Source organism: Archangium sp. (genome assembly GCF_036388035.1).
Lineage (GTDB): Bacteria > Myxococcota > Myxococcia > Myxococcales > Myxococcaceae > Archangium.
The window spans coordinates 1-19489 of the sequence record NZ_DASVSO010000688.1; the positions used below are offsets into that span (position 1 = coordinate 1).

A 19489-nucleotide genomic window follows, 5' to 3' on the forward strand; every position below is an offset into this window, starting at 1 on the left:
GAGCCCGTAGCCGAAGCCTCCCGCCGCGCCCGCGCCGGGCCTGTGGGCGTGCTCGGGCGAGACGACCTCGGCGAGGTGGGCCAGGGCCGACTCCAGCTCGGCCACGGTCGCCGCGTCCGCTCCCTTCTGGGGTCCGAAGAGGCGCGAGGCCCCATCCGGGCCCAGCAGCGGCGCGGTGACATCCGAGGCCACGAGCAGCTCTACCTCGGAGAGTCGCGGATGCCGTCCGCTCGCGTCCACCCGCGCGAGCCGTTTCAGCGCGGCCCCGCCGGGAGGAAGGGGCACTCCATGCGCATCGAGGAACCGGAACCCGAGTGCCGCGAGCGCCCCCGTCCCGCCGTCGTTGGTGGCGCTGCCGCCGAGCCCGAGGATGAGCCGTTCGCACCCGGCGTCCAGGGCCGCGCGCATCAGCTCTCCGGTGCCGAAGGTGGAGGCGCGTCGCGGGTCGCGCTCGTGGGGCGTGAGCAGGGACAGCCCGGAGGCCGCGGCCATCTCGATGACGGCCGTGCGTCCCGAGTCCAGCAGGCCATAGGTGGCCCGCACGGGCGTGCTGAGCGGCCCCTGCACGGTGCGCGTCACCCGCTCGCCCCCCACGCCCGCGAGCAGCGCGTCCACCGTGCCCGGCCCACCGTCCGCGAGCGGTGCCACGTCCAGTTCCACGTCGGGTGCGCCCTGGCGCAGCCCCTGGGCCAGGGCGGCGGCGGCCTCGGTGGAGGTGAGGGTCCCCTTGAACTCCTGGGGCGCGACGAGCCAGCGGCTCACGGCTTGGGCTCTGCCGGCTTCTGCTCCGAGGGGGGCTGCTCCGAGGGCTTCGGGGGGGGATTGACGATGATCTTCCCGGTGTCCGGGCTCCGCGCGACGCAGCGGTAGACGAACTTCTCCTCGATGCACTCCTCGAAGGGGTCGCACTCGCCACGGCAGGGGAGGGGGTCGCAGTACCCCGTGTCCTTGTTGCACGTGGTCCCCACGGGGCACGAGGCATAACAGCCACCCTGGGAGCGCGAGACCGCGGCGGCCCCGAGCGCGACGCCCGTGTTGAACGCGGCATTGATGGCCGCACTCCCCATGGCCCCACCGCCGGCGCAGCCCAGCTGGAGGAGGACGGTCACCCCCACGACACCGCACCACCGCTTGGGACTCATGGCTACTCCTCGGGCTCAGAGGCCTCCGCGTGCCACTCGAGGATGGGCCGAGGCCCGGTCAAGGAAGGCAGGAGGCGTTGCGAGACGCGCTCCAAGCGTACCAGCAGGGCATTCACCGTGTCCCCGGGCTGGCGGGCCGGGCCCCGGATGCGCTCACAGAAGAAGGTGCGGCAGCCGAATGGACGCTCCGCGTACACGGTGCAGCGCTTTCCCGCCGTGTCCAGGTAGGGACAGCCACCGTCCTCCCGAGGGGGTGGCAGGGGGTGGTTCCGCGCGAGCAGCAGCCACTCGGGGTACCACAGCCAGGGCTGACGCTTCGTCTTGGCGAGCTGGCAGCACTCCCCGCTCGCCGGGCACGAGAAGGGCGCATACGCCGCATCCGCCTGCCGGTAGATGGCCCGCAGCTCCTGGAGGGCACGCGCCTCCTCGCGCGCACCCGTGGCCGAGGGGGCCTCGTCGTCGGTGTCGTCCCAGTCCGGAGGGCGCATGGAGTCAGCGGCTCGCGCCTACAGCACGCGGAGCACGAAGCACTTCAGGTAGCGCGTCTCGCGCAGGTTGAGCAGCACCGGGTGGTCCTTGCCCGCCCCGCGCTTCTCGATGATCTGCACCCGCCGCTTCGCGTCCGCCGCCGCCGAGGCCAGCATGTCCTCGAAGCCCTGCTCGTCGATGTGGTAGGTGCAGCTCGCGGAGATGAGGTAGCCGCCCGGCCGCAGGAGCTGGATGGCGCGCAGGTTGATCTCCTTGTACCCGCGCAGCGCTCCCTCGATGGCGTCCTTGTTCTTCGCGAACGAGGGCGGATCCAACACGATGGTGTCGAAGCGCCGGCCCTCGTCCACCGCGTCGCGCAGGTAGTCGAAGGCGTTGGCCACCACCACGTCCACGTTGGTCAGCTTGTTGGCCGCCGCGTTCTCGCGGAGCGTCGCCGCCGCCGCGTCGGAGATCTCCACCGCGGTGACCTTCTCGGCCCGCGTGGCGAGCTGCAGCGCGAAGCCGCCCACGTACGAGAAGCAGTCCAGCGCCTCGCCGAAGGCGTACTGGGACGCCACCACGTGGTTCTCCCGCTGGTCCAGGAACGCGCCCGTCTTCTGGCCCTCGAGCAGGTCCGCGCGCACGCGCACCAGGCCCTCGTCATAGGTCACCGGCCCGGGCAGGGTACCGTACAGCAGGCCCTTCTCCTGGGGCAGCCCCTCCAGCGCGCGCACGCCCACGTCCGAGCGGTTGACGATGGCGCGCGGCTTGAACAGCTCCACCAGCAGGTCCAGGAACATCTGCTTGCGCTGCTCGGTGCCCGGCACGAGGAACTGCACGCTCAGGCAGTCGCCATAGCGATCCACCACGAGGCCGGGCAGCAGGTCCGCCTCGCCGTGGACCACGCGGTAGGTGGTCTCGCCCGGCAGGGCCCGCCGACGCATCGCGTCCGCCAGGGCCAGCCGCTGGCGGAAGAAGTCCGTGTCCACCGCCACGTCCTCGTAGGACAGCCAGCGCAGGGAGATCTTGGACTGCTTCGAATAGAAGGCCTTGCCCAGGAACCAGCCGCGCCCATCCGTCACGCGCACCACCTCGCCCCCTTCGAGGGCGGGGTCGCCGTTGAGGTCGGCGCGGTAGATCCACGGGTGGCCGGCCTGCCAGCGGTCGACGCCTCGGCGGACGAGCGAGACCTGGGGCAGCCCGTCCGGAGCGATGTCCGGGGTGGTCCGGTCCGGGGCGGGCTTCTCGGGGCGCTGAGGGAAGGGCTTGCGGCCGGGGGGCGCTCCGGGACGGCGATCGCGACGGGGACCTGGGGTGGTGGGCTTGGGCATGGCTGGTGCTGGCGTATACTTCCAACCCGCGTGAGATACGACCTGCTCCTTCAATCCATGGTCCCCGGGACGCCTTTCGACAGCGCCCGGGTCGATGCCCTCCTGGAAGCTCGGGGGGCGAAAGCGCTGCCGAGCGGTGGGCGAACCTGGCAGCTCGAGAACGGCGTGGTGGAACTCCACCCCCTGCGCGAGGGGGGCCAGTGGGTGGCCACCGAGGTGCGCGTGCCCCTGTGGGACCAGACCGATCTCGTGCGCGAGGTGGTCATCGAGGTGTCCGAGGTGGCCAAGGAGGCAGAGGTCCGCGTCTTTGATCCGCAGCTCGGGCGGGCGCTCTCGGGCCGGGACGACGGCCCGGTGGCGGAGCAGTACGAGCGCGCCGCGCGCTACGCGGGGCAGACGCTCGGAATGGTCGAGGCCCTGCCGAGCAGCACCGCCACCGAGAGCGAGGGTTTCCAGCCGACGACGAAGTTCGTCCTGGGCGTCCTCGGCTTCTTCGTGCTGCTGTACCTGGTGATGGACTGGATCGGCGGCAATCTCAGAGGCTGAAAAGGCTGGATTTCGCGGCGCCAGTGACGCATGCCTCGCGCATGCTTCGCTCCTGGTCGTTGCGGATCTCGCTCGTCGCGCTGGTGCTGTGGGTCCTCGGGCCGCTGCTGGCCTTCCTCCGGGTGCTCCCCGGGATGCAGGCCATGCTCCTCTTCAGCCTCGCGGGGCTGGTGGGCCTGGTGGGCATCGTCGCGGGCATCATCTCCGCGGTCCGGGGCAAGGTGGCTCCCGGCATCACGGCGGTGGCGCTCGGGCTCCTGGCGTTGGGGGGGGTGCTGACGCCGGCCTTCGCGGGCGGGGGCAAGCCTCCCATCAACGACATCAGCACGGACCTCCAGGACGTGCCCGCCTTCACCCATGCGCGGACGCTGCCGGAGAACGCCGGGAGGGACCTGAGCTACCCCGAGGACTTCAAGCCCGTGATGACGCACTTCTACGCGGACCTGAAGTCCTTGAAGCTGGCCGAGCCCCCGGACGCGGTCTTCGAGCGGGCCGTCACGCTGGCGCGGGCGCACCCCGGGTGGACGGTGACGCACGTGGATCCGCGGGCGCGCATTCTGGAGGGGGTGGCGGAGAGCCGCGTCTTCCGCTTCCGGGACGACTTCGTGGTGCGGGTGCGGCCGGAGGAGGGTGGGGGAACGAAGGTGGACATGCGCTCGAAGTCGCGGGTGGGCCGGGGAGACCTGGGCGCCAACGCCGCGCGCATGCACGCGTTCCTCCAGGCGCTGGGGGGCGCGGGGCGTTAGGTTGGAGGGGTGTTCAAGTACCTCTTCCTCGCGTTCACGGTCGTCCCCTTCATCGAGCTGTACCTCCTGTTGGCGCTCGGCCGGGAAGTCGGCTTCTGGCCCACGGTCGGCATGGTGCTCGTCACGGGGCTGGTGGGCTCCCTGCTGGCCAGGAAGGAGGGCGTGCGCGTGTTCCGCCAGTGGCAGGAGTCGATCGCCCAGGGCCGCATGCCCGAGGAGGGCCTGCTGGGAGGGTTGCTCGTCCTGGTGGGCGGGGTACTGCTGGTGGCGCCGGGCGTCCTCACCGACATCGTGGGGCTGATGCTGCTCTTCCCTCCGACGCGCAAGGTGGTGGCCGCGCTGGTGCGGCGGAGGCTCGAGCGCCGCATGGCGGCGGGCACGCTGCGCGTCACCACCTTCCGCACGGGTCCGTTTCCCGGGGGCCCTTTCGGACCGCCCGCTCGGGACGAGCCTGTGGGCAGTCGTCCCTCGCTGCGGCGTATTGATGGCGAGCCGGGGGACGAGCCGGGTACCGGGCTGCCCGGGAAGGACGGACCTGGACGAGGGTAGTCAGGGGCGGCCGGTGCCTCAGAGGACGCGCTGGTTCTCCCGCACCAGCACCTTCAGCTTGCCCTCGCAGATGTTGGCGAGGCGCTGGCAGTCGAGCTCTCGGGACTCATCCAGCTTCAGCGTCTCGTCGAGGAGCGGCTCGCGCTGGGCGTTCCAGAGCTGGACGTGGACGTGCTCGCCGTCGTCGCTCCGGGAGAGCTGGGCGCGCAGCACGAGGCGCTTGCCCCGGTGCTCGAAGACCACGTCCATCGGCTCCGACGAGGCGAGGGTGTAGACGCCGGTGACGCTGGGGAGCTGCAAGAGGAGCTGCGTCGGAGGCTGGTGGGCCTCGGGTTTCTCCAGCGTCAGCAGGTGCTGGCCGGTGATGCTCACCTGCACCTGGTCCAGCGTGGGCGGGTGCTCCTCGGCGAGGGGCTTCACCTCGAGCTGCTTGCGAGTGCCCTGGATGAGGGCGATGGCGCCCGCCTTGGTGCGGATGTAGCCCGAGCAGCGCTCGGCGGTGCAGTCGACGGTGAGGCGCCAATCGGCCCCGGCGTCGGGACAACTCTCGGGCACCTGGAGTTGACCCTGGGCCTTCGGGGTGAGGATGAGGCTCTGGGTGGACCGGACGCGGCAGACGAAGTCCACGTCCACCGCGAGCGCGGTGACCTCGACCGGAGAGGCCTTGGGGGACTCCTTCGGGGCGGGGGTCCCCCCATCCGCGGCGAGCAGCAGGGCGAGGACGGAGAAGGTGGAGAGCATGGCCCGGGTCTACCACGGGCGCGGAAGCCCTTCAGCTCGCTGGAGAGACCGGAACTGAGCAAAGGGACTTCCAGGTGAACGACAGAGGGGAATCCCCGGGCGTCCAGAATCCATCGTAGCCCTCGGGTCCCAGGTGCTTCGGGAAATTCAGCGATCAATTTCCCGGTCCCCCGCGTCGAAGCGACGCGAACCCCCGAGGCCAGTGGCCGGCGGCCTCACGGAGTCCCCTCATGCTGAACCTTTTGCCCCGCAGGGCATCTCTCGTGACCCCTCTGCTCGCGCTCGTCGTGGGCCTCGTCTCTGGATGCATCATCAGTGACTACGGCGGTGGTCACGGTGACTGGTGCGAGAACGACTACCACTCGTGCTCCGAGGCCTCCGACTGCCACGTCAACCAGCACTGCGCGCGCGGGACGTGTCAGGACGTCCCCGTGGACTCGAAGTCCTGTACCACGGGCAGGGACTGCGCCTCCGGCGACCTGTGCGTCAACGGGCTGTGCAGCCGCTCGTGCCATGGCGACAGGGACTGCTCCTCCGGCTACTACTGCGACGGCTACTACTGCCGCACGAAGCGGAGCACCACGGATGCCGGCACGCCGCCGCCGACGGACGGTGGGACGAAGCCGGACGCCGGCACGCCGCGACCAGACGGTGGCACCACCTGCCCGTCTCCGAGCCCGTCGGACGCCGGGACGCCGCCCCCGCCGCCTCCTCCTCCGGCCGACGCGGGCACTCCGAGCACCTGCGCGCGCAACGCCGACTGCGGCACGGGCAACTACTGCATCAACGGCGCCTGCGTCCGCGGCTGCGGCTCGGACAGCCAGTGCTCCTCCTCGGAGATGTGCTCGAGCGGCCTGTGCCGCCCGCGCCCGACGCCCGCGTGCACCACCTCCGCCCAGTGCGCCACGGGCAATGACTGCGTGGACGGCTCGTGCCGCGCCCCTTGCACCTCCAGCACCACGTGCGCCTCCGGCTCCACCTGCAAGGTCGGCTACTGCATGCCGTCGACCACGCCGGCCAGCGGCAAGGCCTGCATCGTCAACTGCGACTGCCCCTCCGGCGAGCGCTGCGTGGAAGGTGCCTGCAGTATCTGAGCGCGCGGCTCAGCGGCGTGCGGCGCGAGGCGCCACCATGCGCCAGCAGCGGTGGATCTCCTTGCGCTGGAAGTCCTCGGGGATGGAGTCGGGCGTGAGCTCCTCCACCCCCTCGTAGTCGCGCACGGCCGAGTCCTTCAGCTCGAAGCCGAGGAAGTTGGTGGAGAAGTAGAGGACGCCGCCGGGGGTGAGCAGCTCCCGGAGGGACTCCAGCATCCGTACGTGATCCCTCTGCACGTTGAAGGAGCCCTGCATCTTCTTCGAGGTGGAGAAGGAGGGCGGATCGCACACGATGAGGTCGAAGCGCTCCTCGGGCGCCTTGCCCTGGGCCAGCACCCAGGCGAGGGCATCCGCGCGCAGCAGGGTGTGGCGCGGGTCCGACAGCCCGTTGAGTGCGAGGTTCTCCTCGGCCCAGTCGAGGTAGGTGTTGGAGAGGTCCACGCTGAGGGTGCGCGAGGCCCCGCCCGCGGCGGCGTACACGGTGAAGGCGCCCGTGTAGCAGAAGAGGTTGAGGAAGCTCTTGCCCTTCACCTCCTCGCGCACCCGGGCGCGCGTCTGCCGGTGGTCCATGAAGAGGCCGGTGTCCAGGTAGTCGCCGAGGTTCACCCAGAACTTCAGCCCCTGCTCCTCCACCACGAGGCGCTCGCTGCCCTGGCCCACCCGGCCGTACTGGGAGCGGCCCCAGGGCTGGGGCAGGTGCGTCTTCACGGAGATGTGCTCCGGGGGCACCTCCAGCACCGCCGTCACCGCCGCGAGCACCTCCGCTCGCTGCTCCTCCAGGCTCTTCAGGGCCCGCCGGCGGGGGTACTCCACCAGGTGCACCCGGTCCCCGTAGAGGTCCACCGCGTAGGAGTACTCGGGGACGTCCCGGTCATACACGCGGAAGGCGGTCAGCCCGCGCGCCTTGGCCCACTTGCGCAAGTGCCGTGCGTTCTTGCGCAGGCGGTTCTCGAACATCCCCACCGCGCCCTGGTCCGTTGTCGTCATGGCTGCCCTGTCCTCTCCCGTACAACCTCGGCTCCCTCTTCTCCGAGTCCCCGCCGTCCGGCAAGCGTTCCGGAAGGGGGGAGGGGCGCGTCCACCACTCCCAGGGGGCGGGGGAGTGTGATAGGCCCCCGGCCATGCGCTTCGACACCCTCGCCATCCATGCCGGCCAGGAGCCGGATCCGACCACCGGCGCCATCATGACGCCGGTCTACATGACCTCGACCTACGTCCAGGCGGGCCCCGGGGAGCACAAGGGCTACGAGTACAGCCGGACGCAGAACCCCACCCGCAACGCGCTCCAGGACTGTCTGGCGGCCCTCGAGGGGGCGAAGTACGGCCTGGCCTTCGCCTCGGGACTGGCCGGCACGGACATGCTGATGCACATGTTCGAGGCGGGGGACCACATCGTCGTCTCCGATGACGTCTACGGCGGCACCTTCCGCATCTTCGACAAGGTCTTCAAGCGCCACGGCCTCAACTTCTCCTGGGTGGACCTCTCCAAGGCGGAGAACTTCGAGAAGGCCATCACCCCGAAGACGAAGATGGTCTGGGTGGAGTCGCCCACCAACCCGATGCTCAAGCTCATCGACCTGCCGCGCATCGCGGAGATGGCGAAGAAGCGCGGCATCCTCTCGGTGTGCGACAACACCTTCATGAGCCCGTACTTCCAGCGCCCGATGGACCTGGGCTTCGACGTGGTGACGCACTCCACCACCAAGTACATCAACGGCCACAGCGACGTGGTGGGCGGCTTCGTCTGCACCAGCAACGAGGAGCTGGCCCAGAAGATGTACTTCCTGCAGAACGCGGTGGGCGGCGTACCTGGTCCCATGGACAGCTTCCTCGTGCTGCGCGGCGTGAAGACGCTGCACGTGCGCATGGAGCGCCACGCGCAGAACGCGATGAAGGTGGCCCAGTACCTCGCCACGCACCCGAAGGTGGCGAAGGTCACCTACCCGGGCCTGGAGAGCCACCCGCAGCACGCGCTGGCCCGCAAGCAGATGAAGGGCTTCGGCGGCATGGTGACCTTCGACATCAAGGGCGGCCTGGAGTCGGCGCGCACGTTCCTCAAGACGGTGAAGGTGTTCGCCTGCGCCGAGTCGCTCGGTGGCGTCGAGTCCCTCATCGAGCACCCGGCCATCATGACGCACGCCTCGGTGCCCAAGGAGACGCGCGAGATGCTGGGCATCTCCGACGGCTTCATCCGCCTGTCGGTGGGCATCGAGGACGCGCAGGACCTCGTCGACGACCTCGAGCAGGCGTTGAAGGTGGCCTGAGCCGCTCCATTGCCTGAAACACCGAGGGCCTCTCGCTCCGAAGTGCTGGAGCGGAGGCCCTCTGTCTTTTCGCGCGGGAGGGGAAGCTCAGACTTCCTCGTCGGGCAGGAGCGTGCGCAGCAACTCGTCGTCGGGACCCAGCGGGCGCCAGCCAGGCGGCGGCGGCGTGGCGAGGAGCGCATCGCTAACCCGATCGACGCGTTCCTTATGGGTTTCGGGGGTATAGGCAGTCCACAAGCCGAGCGTCCTGGCAACCTTGAAACGGTTTGCGTCGTCCATCACGGCTGGCCAGCCATTTGGGAGACCTTCGGACAGTTCGCGCACGAGCTGCCCACGCACCAAGCGTGTGAGCTGATGGTTTCGCTCCGCCTCGGCCACCAGCCCGCTAAACACCTGTACTGCGTTGACGTCGTCCTCGCCAAGCTCCTCGGCCAGCTCCACCAGCGAGGCGGTGGGGCGTGCCTCGGCGAATGCGGTGAGCGAAGAGTAACCACGCTCGCGGACCCGTTCATACAGGCGGACCTTCCAGCTGCCCTCCCATGAACGGTCCTCGCTCATCACCTTCTCCAAGGGGTGAAGTGCATCGGGATTTTGTTGCGCCTCATATGAAATCCGACTGTGTCCAGGATCTCGGTTGGCGTCAACATCCGGCCAGCCCTGGTCTCGGCATCGCGCAGCGTTTCCATGATCATCTGGTTCCATTCACCGGGCCATGTGCGGCCCAGGCGCCAGTTGCCACCACCATGGAGCGCCTCATGTTTTGCCTGCTCCATTCTGACGCAGAACTGGTCGATGCTCATCTCGTCGGTGAAGCCTCGCTTCTCGAACCACTCGCGGAACTCGCGCGGCAGGACGTGGTGCTGCGGTGGCTCGGCCATGCCAGCTCCCGCTCTGCCCGTTACTCGCATGCCACGCACCTCGGGCCCGTCGCCGAGCGCATCGCGCACGCCCCGAGGCAGGTCCTGGTTCGAGTCGGACATCAGCACCTGGCCAGCGTGAATCCGGACAGCGGCGTTGACGGCGGGAAGCGAGATGACGCCCGCCTGCACGAGCCGGCGCATCATCTCCACCCACTCGGCGGTGACGACAATCCGCGTGCTCATCATCACGCCATTGGAGCCCACCACGAGGCCCACGCCGAGCGTGGCGGGAGCGGCTGGCGGTAGCAGCCGGGGCAGTGCCATCTTCATCGCCGAGGCCGTGGTGAGCATCTCGATGAGCTCCTTCACCACCAGCGCCTTCTCGAACTGCCGCGCCGCTACGCGCACGGCCTCCCGGGTCGCGGCGAATTCACCAGTGAAGTGGCCCATCAGCACGGGGAGGTCGGCCGCCGCTGCTTCGACCTGCCCTGGCTCCAGCGAGGAGAAGGCTGTCATGGCGGGCTCCATCATCTCCTGCAACTGGCGCATCTTCCTGAACAGCCGCTCCACGCTGTAGTAGGGGCACTGCGCGAGCACGACGTCGGCGAGGTTGAGGAAGTCGAGCCATACGGCGATCAGGAGGGAGCCCAACATGGCGGCCTCGAGCCGTGGGCCACTGAGGCGCAGGAGGGCGAGCGCCATGTCCGGGTCATCTACCTCCGAGGCCGTGTTGGACAGCCGGGTGGCAGCGGCGAGCTCGGCGTCAATCCATCGCAATTGACGTTCGCCATGATCCACGAGGGGAACAAACAGGTCGGCGTGTCGGCCGGAGATGCCGACCTTGCTGTCCTTGAGTCTGGAGAGCTCGCCGGAGATGCGTCGGGTGGAGCGGGATACGTCACCAACGGCACCGAGAAGCGCGAGGTGGGCCACCATGGGGCTCTGCCGCGCGGGCTCCGCGGCGTTACGGGGGACTGCGTCCCCAGCAGCTCCCGCCACGCTCATGGGCGCGGCGGCCTCGCGCGGCATGTAGCGCAGGTGCATCCCCCGGCCGGGTGATGGCGTCAGCGACACGCAGCCGGTGGACAGCAGGGCCATGGCGAGCACCAGCCCCGCCCACCGGGCCCGTGGCGAGTCCGTGCGCATTGGCGCGGCGAGGCGCTACTTCTTGCAGGGCAGGTAGAGCCCCACCTGGGCGTCCACCTGCACGTAGATGCGCAGGAAGGTCGGGTGGGGGTAGACGCCCGTCACCTCGGTGCGCAGCACCTGGCCGCGCACGCAGCCCAGGTCCTCGGAGAAGGACAGCTCGGTGGACAGTTTGTCCTTCACCGCCGCCAGCCGCTCGGAGACGTCCACGCGGAGCGCCTGCCGGGCCTGGTCTCGGATGGACTGGTAGTCCAGGGCGAACTTGAGCTTCACCAGCTCGCTGGCGGTGCCCGGGGTGATTTCGAGGTCGGGCACGGAGAGCTGGTTGTCGAGCACGTGGGGATGGCCGGCGAAGTAGAGCTCGCCGCCCACGGGGATGGCGTAGTCGCCCACCTTGGCCTTGCCCCCCAGGTTCATCTTGATGACCACCGTGTCATCCGACGGGTAGACTTGGGGGTTCTCCATGTAGAGCTCGGGGTTGGACGCGGAGAAGAAGAGGCGTCCCTTCATGGAGGCCTCGAGCGCCTTGGAGAGCTCTTCGTAGCGGGCGGCCACGGGGATGGTCACCTTGAAGGGGCCGGAGGGCAGGGTGGAGACGTTCTGCAGCAGCGGCATCGCCACCTGCGTGGCCGGAGTGCCCGCGTCCAGGCCCGGGGAGCCGTCATCGGTGCCCGCGAGGGTCCCCGTGCTGGCGAGCTGGGTGCCGACGTCGGTGCCCGGCGTCCCGCCATCCGTGCCCGGAGCGACGCTCGGGCCCGGGGTGTAGCTGGCGAACTGGGTGTTGGCCGTCTGCGGGCCCGCATCGGAGGGCTGGGTGCCGCCGTCATGGATCGCGGGGGCGGCGGCGAGGCTGTCCACCGGGGTGCAGGGCAGCGTCACCGAGGGCATCACGACGATGCCGAGGTCCTTCTCCATCCCGTCGGCGAGCACGGTGGGAGCGGCCTCCAGGTTGGTCACCTTCAGCTCGGCGCAGGCCACCTGGTCGCCGCCCACGGGAATCTCGATGGGGCGCGCGAGGCGGGCGAAGGCGGTGGCCACCAGCGGGCGCACGTCGAAGCGGAACGTGTCGAGCGTATGGCTGATGAGCTCGCGCAGCTTGGCCTCGATGCTGCGGTTGACGGACTCCACGGGGCCGGAGGCCACCACCTGCACGTCGGTGGACTGCAGGAGCGCCTTGAAGTCCGCGGTCATCACGGGCTCGCCGGCGATGGTGATGGCGATGGGCATCTCGCGCTCGCCCATCATGTTGAAGCGGCCGTTGACCTTGACGCCGACCACGACGCGGCCGCGGTCGAACTTGAGCGACACCGGCTCGCGCTGCCAGGTGTAGTGGAGCGTCTGCCCGGCGAAGAGCTGGGCATCGCCCTCGCCCGAGCGGGGCAGGCTCTCGGCCATCTTCTTGGTGAGGGCCTCCCGGAAGATGGTGGCGTGGATGACGATGCGCGAGGGAGGCGGATCCGACACCGGGCGACCCCCATTGGCCGCGGGCGGGGGCGGCTGGAGGTTCTGCGACTCGATGCGAGGACCGGCGCAGGACAGCAGGGTGAGGGACGCGAGGAGCGCGGGAAGCGAGCGGAGACGCGAAGGAGGCATGGGAAGGAGGCACCGCGGGTGCGGGCGTGGAGCATACCCCAACCCGAGGCCGCCTCGCTCCACCCCGGCCGGGCTACCTCGGAGGGGGACGACCGAGCAACTCCAGCGTGCGATGCACCGCGTCCGCCAGGGACTGCTGGCAGGGGAAGCAGCCCTCGCCACAGCAGGCAGGCCACTCCGAGAGAGGCGTCCGCAGCATCTGGCTCACCGCCGACCGATAGGCGAGGGGTAGCCCCACGTCCACACAGGCCCGCTGCACCGCCTCCTTCACGGCGACATCGTTCACGTCCACGTCATCCATCCGCTTCACCTTGTACCCGACTCCGCGGGAGCGGCAAGCCGCGCCACAGGGGGCCAAGAACAAGGCCCCGCGACACCTGCTGGCGTCCGGGGCCCTGCTTCCACTCCTGTTCCGGAGATTCGGTTACGCCGTGGTGCGGTGCATGTGCTCGATCAGATCGATCTTCGTCACGATGGCGAGGACCTTCTCGCCCTCCTTCACCACCGCGACCTTGTCCTGGTTGAATACCTCACGCAGCCGGTTGAGGCTCGTCTCCGGAGAGACGACGCCCTGCAGCGGCGCCGTGATGCTGTCGATGGTGTCCGCGAACTTCACCTTGCTCGCCACCAGCGCGTTGAGCAGGTCGTACTCGTGGATCATCCCCACCGCGCGACCCTCCTCGCTCAGCACCGGCATCTGGCTGATGCCGCGGTTGCGCATCGTCTCCACCACCTGGTCCACCCGCTGGCCCTTGCGCGCGGTGATGACCTCGCGCTTGCCGTTGAGCAGGTCGCGCACCACGCCCGCGCCCTTCTCCTCCAGGAAGCCGTTGTCGCGCATCCACTCGTCCGAGTGGAACTTGCTGATGTAGCTCATGCCGGTGTCGGGCAGGACGACGACGATCGTCTTCCCCTTGCCGACCTCCTTGGCCAGCTGCACCGCCACGTGCACCGCCGCGCCCGCCGAGCCACCCGCGAAGATGCCCTCCTCGCGCGCCAGCCGCCGCGCCGCCACGAAGCTCTGGCGGTCATCCACCTGGCGCACGTCGTCCACCACCTTGAAGTCCATGGCACCGCACAGCATGTCCTCGCCGATGCCCTCGACCTTGTACACGTGCGGCTCGGTCAGCTTGCCCGTCTTGAAGTAGCCCTCGTACACCGAGCCCTCCGGGTCCACGCCCACGTTCTTCAGGCCCGGAATCTTCTCCTTGAGGAACTTGCCCGCGCCGCTCATCGTGCCGCCGGTGCCCAGGCCCGACACGAAGTAGTCGAACTTGCCCTCCGTCTGCTCGTAGATCTCCGGACCCGTCAGCTTGTAGTGGGCCTCGATGTTGTCCGGGTTGTGGTACTGGTTGAGCATGAACGCGCCCGGGGTCTCCCGGTGGATGCGCTTGGCCGTCTCGTAGTAGCTGCGCGGATCCTCGGCCGGCACGTTCGTCGGCGTCACCACCACCTGCGCGCCCAGCGCCTTGAGGCGGTTGATCTTCTCCAGCGACATCTTGTCCGGCATGGTGAAGATGCACTTGTAGCCCTTCACCGCCGCGGCCAGCGCCACGCCCATGCCCGTGTTGCCGCTCGTGTTCTCCACGATGGTGCCGCCGGGCTTGAGCTTCCCGTCCTTCTCGGCCTTCTCGATGATGTAGAGGGCCATGCGGTCCTTGATGGACGCGCCGGGGTTCATGAACTCGCACTTGACCAGCACGGTGGCGTCATTGGGGCCAACCAGGCGGTTGAGCTTGACCAGCGGCGTGTGGCCGATCGCTGAAAGAATCGTGTCGTGGATTTCCATCGGAAGCTCTCGTGAGGGAGGAGAAATCTGCGGCCCTTATAACTGCCCTGATGGTGCCGGTCGACCTCGGCCGGCTGCCTGTCCCCCATCTCAGTGCAACAGGCTCGCGCTCCGAGTGCTTCCGACACAGCGCGGCAAGGCCCGTGAGGCCCGTGCAGCGGTCAGCCACCCGGGCCCTGGCCCGGCATGTCGGGGATACGACCAGTCGTGAAACGCCCCGCACAGGAGCTTTGACCCGGCCCCCTCGGCACTCCCATATTCGCGCCTTCCTCTCATTACCCAGGGAGAAACGTTCACCTATGGAACTCGAGGCCGCGCTGCGCGACCAGGTGGGGAAGGCCGTTGGCCGCCCCGTGCCCCAGGCCCCCATCAAGAAGCTCAAGGGCGACGCGAGCAACCGCTCCTACTACCGCGTGGGCAACGCCCCCGAGAGCTGGGTGGTCATGGTGATGCCCCCCGAGGCCTCGAAGAAGAGCGAGGAGGCCTCCAAGGGGGAGCCGCCCAAGGAGCTGCCCTTCGTCAACGTCCACCGCTACCTCGAGAAGCTGGGCGTGCGCGTGCCGCGCATCCTCCGCTATGACGAGCCGGCGGGGATGATGGTGCTCGAGGACCTGAGCGACCTCACCTTCGAGGCGGCGCTGGAGGGCGGCAAGAACAACCAGGCCCTCTACACCCGCGCGGTGGACCTGCTGGCCCGCCTGCGCGCCCAGGCCGAGCGTCAGCCCGACGCGGACTGCCTCGCCTTCACCCGCGCCTTCGACGAGGACCTGTACGACTGGGAGCTCCACCACTTCCGCGAGTGGGGCCTCGAGGCGTGGAGCGGCAAGAAGCCCACCGACGCCGAGCGCGCCGAGCTGGACCGCACCTTCCGCGACATCGCGAAGCAGCTCGCCGCCGCGCCGCGTGGCTTCACCCACCGCGACTACCAGAGCCGCAACATCATGGTGAAGGACGGCGAGCTGGTGGTCATCGACTTCCAGGACGCCCTCCAGGGTCCGCGCCAGTACGACCTGGTGGCCCTGCTGCGCGACAGCTACGTGGAGCTGGATCGGGACTTCGTGGACACCATGCTCGACCGCTACATCGCCACCTTCGGCGAGGTGACGGGCGAGCGCATCGACGCGAAGTCCTTCAAGGCTTTCTTCGACCTGCTCACCATCCAGCGCAAGCTGAAGGACGCGGGGCGCTTCGAGTTCATCAACCGCGTGAAGGGCAACCCGGGCTTCCTGGTGTCCATCCCGGCCTCGCTGCGCTACGTGCGCGACGCCTTCAAGCGTCGGCCGGAGATGAGCGGGCTGCAGAAGCTGGTGGCGAAGTACGTCCCCGAGCTGGGCTGACAGGAGAGGGGAGGGGTCGCACATGAAGGCGATGGTCCTCTGCGCGGGGCTGGGTACGCGCCTGCGTCCGTTCACCGAGCGCTGGCCCAAGCCGGCGATGCCGTTCCTCGGGCAGCCCCTCTTCCGCTACCACCTGGCGGTGCTGCGGGCCGCCGGGGTGCAGGGGGTGGGCATCAACACCCACCACCTGCCGGACGTGATGGCGTCCACCGCTCGGGCCGAGTGCGCCCGGGCGGGCCTGCCGCTCCATGTGGTGCATGAGCCCGTCATCCAGGGCACCGGCGGCGGCATCCGCGGCCTGCGGGACTTCCTCGTGGGCGATGACTTCATCGTCTTCAACGGCGACATCCTCTTCCCGGTGGACCTGCGCCCCGTGGTGGAGGCACACCGGGCCTCGGGCGCGGCGGCCACCATGGTGCTCATGCCCATGCCCGAGAGCGAGAAGTACGCCGCGGTGGAGATGGACGCGGAGCGCCGTGTGCGCCGCATCGCCCGCTTCGGGCCCGGTGGCGAGGGGCTCACCCCCTGGCACTTCACGGGCGTGCACGTCATCTCCCCGCGCGTCTTCGACTTCATGACGCCCGAGGGCCCCGAGGACATCAACCGCGACGTCTACGTGCGGATGATGGAGGCGGGCCTCACGGTGCGCGGCGAGGTGGTGCGCGCGTACTGGTCCGACCTGGGCATGCCCTCGCGCTACCTGTCCACGGTGCGCGACGTGCTCTCCGGGCAGGTGCCGCTGGACGGGCTGGGGGCGGATTCGCCCTTCGCCGCCGCGCCTCGGGGGCAGGGGAACGCGTGGGTGCATCCCACGGCGCGCCTCGGGAGTGCCCAGGTGACGGGTCCGGCGCACTTCGACGCGGGGTGCTCCCTGGCGGACGGGGTGCGCGTGGGCGCCTCGGTGTCCGTGGGTGCTCAGGTGCGGGTGGGCGCGGGGGCTCGGCTGGAGCGCTGCGCCGTGCTCGAGGGCACCGAGATCGCTCCCGGCGAGGAACTGGTGGACGTCATGGCCTGGGGCCACCACCGGGTGCCCGCCCCGCTCCACGGGTAGTCCGAGGCTCCGTGGGGGTTCCCCTCGGGTTGAACCCGAGGGGGAGAACAGCGGCGAGGCTCAGTCGGCGTGGTAGCGCGCCAGCACGCAGGTGACGTTGTCGTTGCCGCCCGCCGCGTTCGCCAGATCGATGAGCTGCGAGCAGGCCTTGTCCAGCTCCGACGTCTTCGCCAGCAGCTCCTGCATCTGCGGGTCCGTCACCATGCCCGACAGCCCGTCCGAGCACAGCAGGAAGACGTCACCCTCCTGCGCCTCCACCTTCGCCACGTCCACCTGCACCAGCTCCTTCATCCCCAGCGCGCGGACGATGACGTTCTTGTGCGGGAAGTTCTCGATCTCCTCCGGCGTGAGCTTCTTCGCCTTGAGGTAGTCGTTGAGCAGCGAGTGGTCCTCGGTGACCTGCTTGAGCACGCCCTGGCGGAAGAAGTACACGCGGCTGTCGCCCACGTGCCCCACGTACGCCGTGTCGTTGGTGAAGTGCAGGGAGACGATCGTCGTCCCCATCCCCTTGTACTTCACCTCGCTGCAGGCCTTGTCGAAGATGCTCTTGTTGGCCAGCTTGATGCCCGTGGCCAGCCGGTTCTCGTCGTAGTTGCGCGTCTTGTCCATCTTGAATGGCCAGGTCGCGTCCTCGTCGCTCGCCGTCATCCGGAAGAACTCGGCCAGCTCGTCCACGGCGATCTTCGAGGCGATCTCCCCCGACGAGTGGCCGCCCATCCCATCGGCGACACAGCACAGGTTCTGGTCGGGCAGAATGAGGTAGTTGTCCTCATTGTGGTTCCGCTTCATCCCAACGTGGGTGTGGCCAGCAACCTCGATGCGCATGCTCGGCGAGTCTCCAACGGGTCCAGGATGTGCCGTGGACGGACAGGTAGGTTAACAAAGCGCCCGGAGGGGGGTCAAAACCCCAGAAGGCCGGAAGGTTGATCCCCTCACGGCCCGTTGGGGGTCAAGCGACCGGCTCGAACGCCAGCCGGTCCCCTTCCTGGGTGCCGCTCGCCTGGAGCGTCCCGGCGGGCAGCTCCAGCACCGATCTGGCCCGGAAGTACACCGTGGTGGCCCTCCAGGGCGGCAGGGCCGAGAACTGCTTGACGATGACGCCCTCCGGATCGAGGAAGGCCACGTCGAGCGGAATGCGCATGAAGAAGGTATGGATGGAGTTGCAGGGCTCGATGTGCATTCCCTCGCCAAAGGCCAGCGAGCGCCGGCCCATCAGCCCCACGAATCGGTCCACGAAGCTCGTGGCCCGCTCGGCGCGGTCCGCCAGCAGGCGGTCCCGCGTCACGTTGTTCACCCTCAGGCGCATGTCGCGCGTTCTACCCCAATGCTCCAGCCCCTGGCGCGCCCCTTCCACCTCGTCCTCGTCTCCCCCCAGATTCCCCCCAACACCGGCAACGTCGCCCGGCTGTGCGCCGTCACCGGCTGCCGGCTCATCCTCGTGGAGCCCCTGGGCTTCTCCATCGCCGACCGCGACCTCAAGCGCGCCGGCCTGGACTACTGGGACAAGGTCTTCCTGAAGCTCTACCCGGACTACGACGCCTACCTGGCCGAGTGGCCCTCGGCCAGGCGTTGGATGTTCTCCGCCCGCGCTGAAACATCCCTGTATGCCGCCCGCTTCGAGGAGGGAGACCACCTGGTTTTTGGCTCGGAGACCCAGGGGCTGCCCTCGGACGTCCTGGCCGGGGGCTCGGGGACCCCCGTCACCATCCCCATGCTCTCCGAGCGCCGCAGCCTCAACCTCTCCACCGCGGTGGGGATCGCCACCTACGAGGCCCTGCGGCAGGTGCAGCTGGGCGAGGCGGCCGGGCGGGCGGGCACGCCGACGAGTTGAGGGGAGGGGCGGAGGGGCTACACTGGGGCCCGCATGCCCCCCTCGCAGGTCGCCGAAACGCTGTACTCCGCCCACAAGTCCCGCGCCACCGGCCGGCTCACCCTGCATGTCGGAGGGCGTGAATCGCTCCTCTTCCTGCGGGGTGGAGACCTGGTGGGGACCCGGATTGGCTTCGGGTTCCAGACGCCCGTGCAGGCCCTGCTGCAGGCCGGACGCATCCAGGCGGAGTTGCTGGACGCGCTGTGGGCCCGCGACAGCGCTGGGGCGCCGGATGAGGATTTGCTAGAGGACCTCGGGCTGGCACGCGAGGTGGTGGCGGAGCAGCAGGTGCTCGCCCAGGTGCGGCGGTTGAGCGCACTCGCCGAGCGCGCCGCGTTCGAGGAGGGTGGGGTGGAGGAGATGTTCCGCCCCATCGCTGGCACTCGCGTCGTCCGCGCCGCCCTCGAGCCCGCGCGCGCCGATGCCCCCGTGGCGCGCATGTACCGCTGCGCGGACGTGGCGGCGTGCGTCCCCTGGGTGACGGGGAAGGAAGAGACGGCTTTCCTCGAGACGCTGGGGGACTTCCAGCGCTTGGAGGTGCTGGCGCCCGCCCAGGAGGTGCTTCTCCACCTCCTCGAGCGCGAGGGGCTCGTCGAGTCGCTGAGCATCGAGGCGTGGGAGGCTCGCGAGCGGGCGCGGCGGGCCGAGGAGGCTCGGCGTCAGGCGGAAGAAGAGGCACGGCGCCGGGCGGAAGAAGAGGCGCGGCGACGGGCGGAAGAAGAGGCGCGGCGACGGGCAGAGGAGGAGGCCCGACTGGCCGAGGAGGCTCGGCTCGCGGAAGAGGCGCGACTGGCCGAAGAAGCCCGCCTGGCGGAAGAGGCACGACGCCGGGCAGAGGAGGAGGCTCGTCTCGCTGAGGAAGCGCGCCTTGCGGAGGAGGCGCGCCTCGCCGAAGAGGCACGGCGCAGGGCTGAAGAGGAGGCCCGGCTCGCGGAAGTGGCTCGACTCGCGGAAGAGGCGCG

Annotated in this window: 21 protein-coding genes and 1 pseudogene; 9 read left to right on the forward strand and 13 right to left on the reverse strand. The window is 69.4% G+C overall.

What is annotated here, in order from left to right:
- The 4 genes from VF697_RS28085 to VF697_RS28100 form a co-directional block, all read right to left on the reverse strand.
- Positions 1-762, reverse strand: a 762-nt coding sequence (locus tag VF697_RS28085) for a glycerate kinase (protein ID WP_331099807.1), incomplete at its 3' end; no start/stop codon positions are given.
- Positions 759-1142, reverse strand: coding sequence for a hypothetical protein (locus VF697_RS28090; RefSeq protein WP_331099808.1), 384 nt, complete (start codon positions 1140-1142; stop codon positions 759-761). The genes VF697_RS28085 and VF697_RS28090, both read right to left, overlap by 4 nt.
- 2 nt (positions 1143-1144) lie before the next feature.
- Positions 1145-1630 (reverse strand): YkgJ family cysteine cluster protein, encoded by a 486-nt coding sequence (locus VF697_RS28095; protein WP_331099809.1) that lies wholly within the window; start codon positions 1628-1630, stop codon positions 1145-1147.
- Between the two features lie 18 nt (positions 1631-1648).
- Positions 1649-2941 (reverse strand): class I SAM-dependent rRNA methyltransferase, encoded by a 1293-nt coding sequence (locus VF697_RS28100; RefSeq protein WP_331099810.1) that lies wholly within the window; start codon positions 2939-2941, stop codon positions 1649-1651.
- Between the two features lie 165 nt (positions 2942-3106).
- Here VF697_RS28100 and VF697_RS28105 point away from each other — a divergent pair, with 165 nt between their 5' ends.
- Genes VF697_RS28105 through VF697_RS28115 form a run of 3 tightly spaced genes read left to right on the forward strand, consistent with a single transcriptional unit; the run spans position 3107 to position 4782 of the window.
- Positions 3107-3487 (forward strand): hypothetical protein, encoded by a 381-nt coding sequence (locus VF697_RS28105; RefSeq protein ID WP_331099811.1) that lies wholly within the window; start codon positions 3107-3109, stop codon positions 3485-3487.
- A gap of 41 nt (positions 3488-3528) precedes the next feature.
- Positions 3529-4233 (forward strand): DUF1499 domain-containing protein, encoded by a 705-nt coding sequence (locus VF697_RS28110; RefSeq protein ID WP_331099812.1) that lies wholly within the window; start codon positions 3529-3531, stop codon positions 4231-4233.
- Between the two features lie 9 nt (positions 4234-4242).
- Entirely contained in the window at positions 4243-4782 is a 540-nt protein-coding gene (locus tag VF697_RS28115) for an FxsA family protein (protein WP_331099813.1), read from the forward strand.
- 18 nt (positions 4783-4800) lie between these two features.
- Here the strand turns inward: VF697_RS28115 and VF697_RS28120 are convergent, their stop codons facing one another.
- Positions 4801-5523 carry a hypothetical protein gene (locus VF697_RS28120; RefSeq protein ID WP_331099814.1) on the reverse strand — a complete coding sequence of 241 codons (723 nt, stop codon included), beginning with the start codon at positions 5521-5523 and terminating at the stop codon, positions 4801-4803.
- A gap of 263 nt (positions 5524-5786) precedes the next feature.
- Between VF697_RS28120 and VF697_RS28125 the strand changes: the two genes are divergently transcribed.
- Positions 5787-6617, forward strand: coding sequence for a hypothetical protein (locus VF697_RS28125; RefSeq protein ID WP_331099815.1), 831 nt, complete (start codon positions 5787-5789; stop codon positions 6615-6617).
- Between the two features lie 9 nt (positions 6618-6626).
- Here the strand turns inward: VF697_RS28125 and VF697_RS28130 are convergent, their stop codons facing one another.
- A complete protein-coding gene (locus VF697_RS28130; RefSeq protein WP_331099816.1) occupies positions 6627-7604 on the reverse strand; it encodes a class I SAM-dependent methyltransferase in 978 nt (325 codons plus the stop codon).
- 134 nt (positions 7605-7738) lie between these two features.
- Here VF697_RS28130 and VF697_RS28135 point away from each other — a divergent pair, with 134 nt between their 5' ends.
- Complete coding sequence (locus VF697_RS28135) at positions 7739-8881, forward strand: cystathionine gamma-synthase (RefSeq protein WP_331099817.1); 1143 nt, start codon at positions 7739-7741, stop codon at positions 8879-8881.
- A gap of 87 nt (positions 8882-8968) precedes the next feature.
- Here the strand turns inward: VF697_RS28135 and VF697_RS28140 are convergent, their stop codons facing one another.
- The 5 genes from VF697_RS28140 to VF697_RS28160 form a co-directional block, all read right to left on the reverse strand.
- The gene (locus tag VF697_RS28140) at positions 8969-9439 is read right to left on the reverse strand and encodes an NUDIX hydrolase (protein ID WP_331099818.1); all 471 of its coding nucleotides are present in this window, start codon (positions 9437-9439) and stop codon (positions 8969-8971) included.
- On the reverse strand, positions 9439-10887 hold the full coding sequence (locus VF697_RS28145; protein ID WP_331099819.1) for a DUF2380 domain-containing protein: 1449 nt from the start codon (positions 10885-10887) through the stop codon (positions 9439-9441). Before VF697_RS28145 ends, VF697_RS28140 begins: the two co-directional genes overlap by 1 nt.
- Positions 10888-10902: 15 nt before the next feature.
- Positions 10903-12480, reverse strand: coding sequence for a DUF4403 family protein (locus tag VF697_RS28150; RefSeq protein ID WP_331099820.1), 1578 nt, complete (start codon positions 12478-12480; stop codon positions 10903-10905).
- Positions 12481-12553: 73 nt separating this feature from the next.
- The gene (locus tag VF697_RS28155) at positions 12554-12781 is read right to left on the reverse strand and encodes a hypothetical protein (protein WP_331099827.1); all 228 of its coding nucleotides are present in this window, start codon (positions 12779-12781) and stop codon (positions 12554-12556) included.
- 123 nt (positions 12782-12904) lie between these two features.
- Entirely contained in the window at positions 12905-14269 is a 1365-nt protein-coding gene (locus VF697_RS28160; protein WP_331099821.1) for a pyridoxal-phosphate dependent enzyme, read from the reverse strand.
- A 299-nt stretch (positions 14270-14568) separates the two neighbouring features.
- On the opposite strand from VF697_RS28160, the gene VF697_RS28165 reads away from it, so the two are divergent.
- On the forward strand, positions 14569-15606 hold the full coding sequence (locus VF697_RS28165) for an aminoglycoside phosphotransferase family protein (protein ID WP_331099822.1): 1038 nt from the start codon (positions 14569-14571) through the stop codon (positions 15604-15606).
- Positions 15607-15628: 22 nt separating this feature from the next.
- Positions 15629-16657: a nucleotidyltransferase family protein gene (locus VF697_RS28170; protein ID WP_331099823.1), complete on the forward strand. Its 1029-nt coding sequence runs from the start codon at positions 15629-15631 to the stop codon at positions 16655-16657.
- Positions 16658-16717: 60 nt separating this feature from the next.
- On the opposite strand, the gene VF697_RS28175 is transcribed toward VF697_RS28170, so the two are convergent.
- Positions 16718-17482, reverse strand: coding sequence for a Stp1/IreP family PP2C-type Ser/Thr phosphatase (locus VF697_RS28175; RefSeq protein WP_331099824.1), 765 nt, complete (start codon positions 17480-17482; stop codon positions 16718-16720).
- Between the two features lie 124 nt (positions 17483-17606).
- A complete protein-coding gene (locus tag VF697_RS28180) occupies positions 17607-17963 on the reverse strand; it encodes a DUF192 domain-containing protein (RefSeq protein WP_331099825.1) in 357 nt (118 codons plus the stop codon).
- Positions 17964-17981: 18 nt separating this feature from the next.
- Here VF697_RS28180 and VF697_RS28185 point away from each other — a divergent pair, with 18 nt between their 5' ends.
- Together VF697_RS28185 and VF697_RS28190 are read left to right on the forward strand one after the other, a co-directional pair.
- The gene (locus VF697_RS28185) at positions 17982-18488 is read left to right on the forward strand and encodes a tRNA (cytidine(34)-2'-O)-methyltransferase (RefSeq protein WP_331099826.1); all 507 of its coding nucleotides are present in this window, start codon (positions 17982-17984) and stop codon (positions 18486-18488) included.
- Positions 18489-18521: 33 nt separating this feature from the next.
- Positions 18522-19489: pseudogene (locus tag VF697_RS28190) on the forward strand (molecular chaperone DnaJ); the annotation flags it as partial.

Coding starts and splice junctions, on each gene's coding strand:
- VF697_RS28090 (WP_331099808.1), bottom strand. CDS start 1,142: ATGAGTCCCAAGCGGTGGTGCGGTGTCGTGGGGGTGACCGTCCTCCTC.
- VF697_RS28095 (WP_331099809.1), bottom strand. CDS start 1,630: ATGCGCCCTCCGGACTGGGACGACACCGACGACGAGGCCCCCTCGGCC.
- VF697_RS28100 (WP_331099810.1), bottom strand. CDS start 2,941: ATGCCCAAGCCCACCACCCCAGGTCCCCGTCGCGATCGCCGTCCCGGA.
- VF697_RS28110 (WP_331099812.1), top strand. CDS start 3,529: ATGCTTCGCTCCTGGTCGTTGCGGATCTCGCTCGTCGCGCTGGTGCTG.
- VF697_RS28120 (WP_331099814.1), bottom strand. CDS start 5,523: ATGCTCTCCACCTTCTCCGTCCTCGCCCTGCTGCTCGCCGCGGATGGG.
- VF697_RS28130 (WP_331099816.1), bottom strand. CDS start 7,604: ATGACGACAACGGACCAGGGCGCGGTGGGGATGTTCGAGAACCGCCTG.
- VF697_RS28135 (WP_331099817.1), top strand. CDS start 7,739: ATGCGCTTCGACACCCTCGCCATCCATGCCGGCCAGGAGCCGGATCCG.
- VF697_RS28140 (WP_331099818.1), bottom strand. CDS start 9,439: ATGAGCGAGGACCGTTCATGGGAGGGCAGCTGGAAGGTCCGCCTGTAT.
- VF697_RS28145 (WP_331099819.1), bottom strand. CDS start 10,887: ATGCGCACGGACTCGCCACGGGCCCGGTGGGCGGGGCTGGTGCTCGCC.
- VF697_RS28150 (WP_331099820.1), bottom strand. CDS start 12,480: ATGCCTCCTTCGCGTCTCCGCTCGCTTCCCGCGCTCCTCGCGTCCCTC.
- VF697_RS28155 (WP_331099827.1), bottom strand. CDS start 12,781: ATGGATGACGTGGACGTGAACGATGTCGCCGTGAAGGAGGCGGTGCAG.
- VF697_RS28160 (WP_331099821.1), bottom strand. CDS start 14,269: ATGGAAATCCACGACACGATTCTTTCAGCGATCGGCCACACGCCGCTG.
- VF697_RS28165 (WP_331099822.1), top strand. CDS start 14,569: ATGGAACTCGAGGCCGCGCTGCGCGACCAGGTGGGGAAGGCCGTTGGC.
- VF697_RS28170 (WP_331099823.1), top strand. CDS start 15,629: ATGAAGGCGATGGTCCTCTGCGCGGGGCTGGGTACGCGCCTGCGTCCG.
- VF697_RS28175 (WP_331099824.1), bottom strand. CDS start 17,482: ATGCGCATCGAGGTTGCTGGCCACACCCACGTTGGGATGAAGCGGAAC.
- VF697_RS28180 (WP_331099825.1), bottom strand. CDS start 17,963: ATGCGCCTGAGGGTGAACAACGTGACGCGGGACCGCCTGCTGGCGGAC.
- VF697_RS28185 (WP_331099826.1), top strand. CDS start 17,982: ATGCTCCAGCCCCTGGCGCGCCCCTTCCACCTCGTCCTCGTCTCCCCC.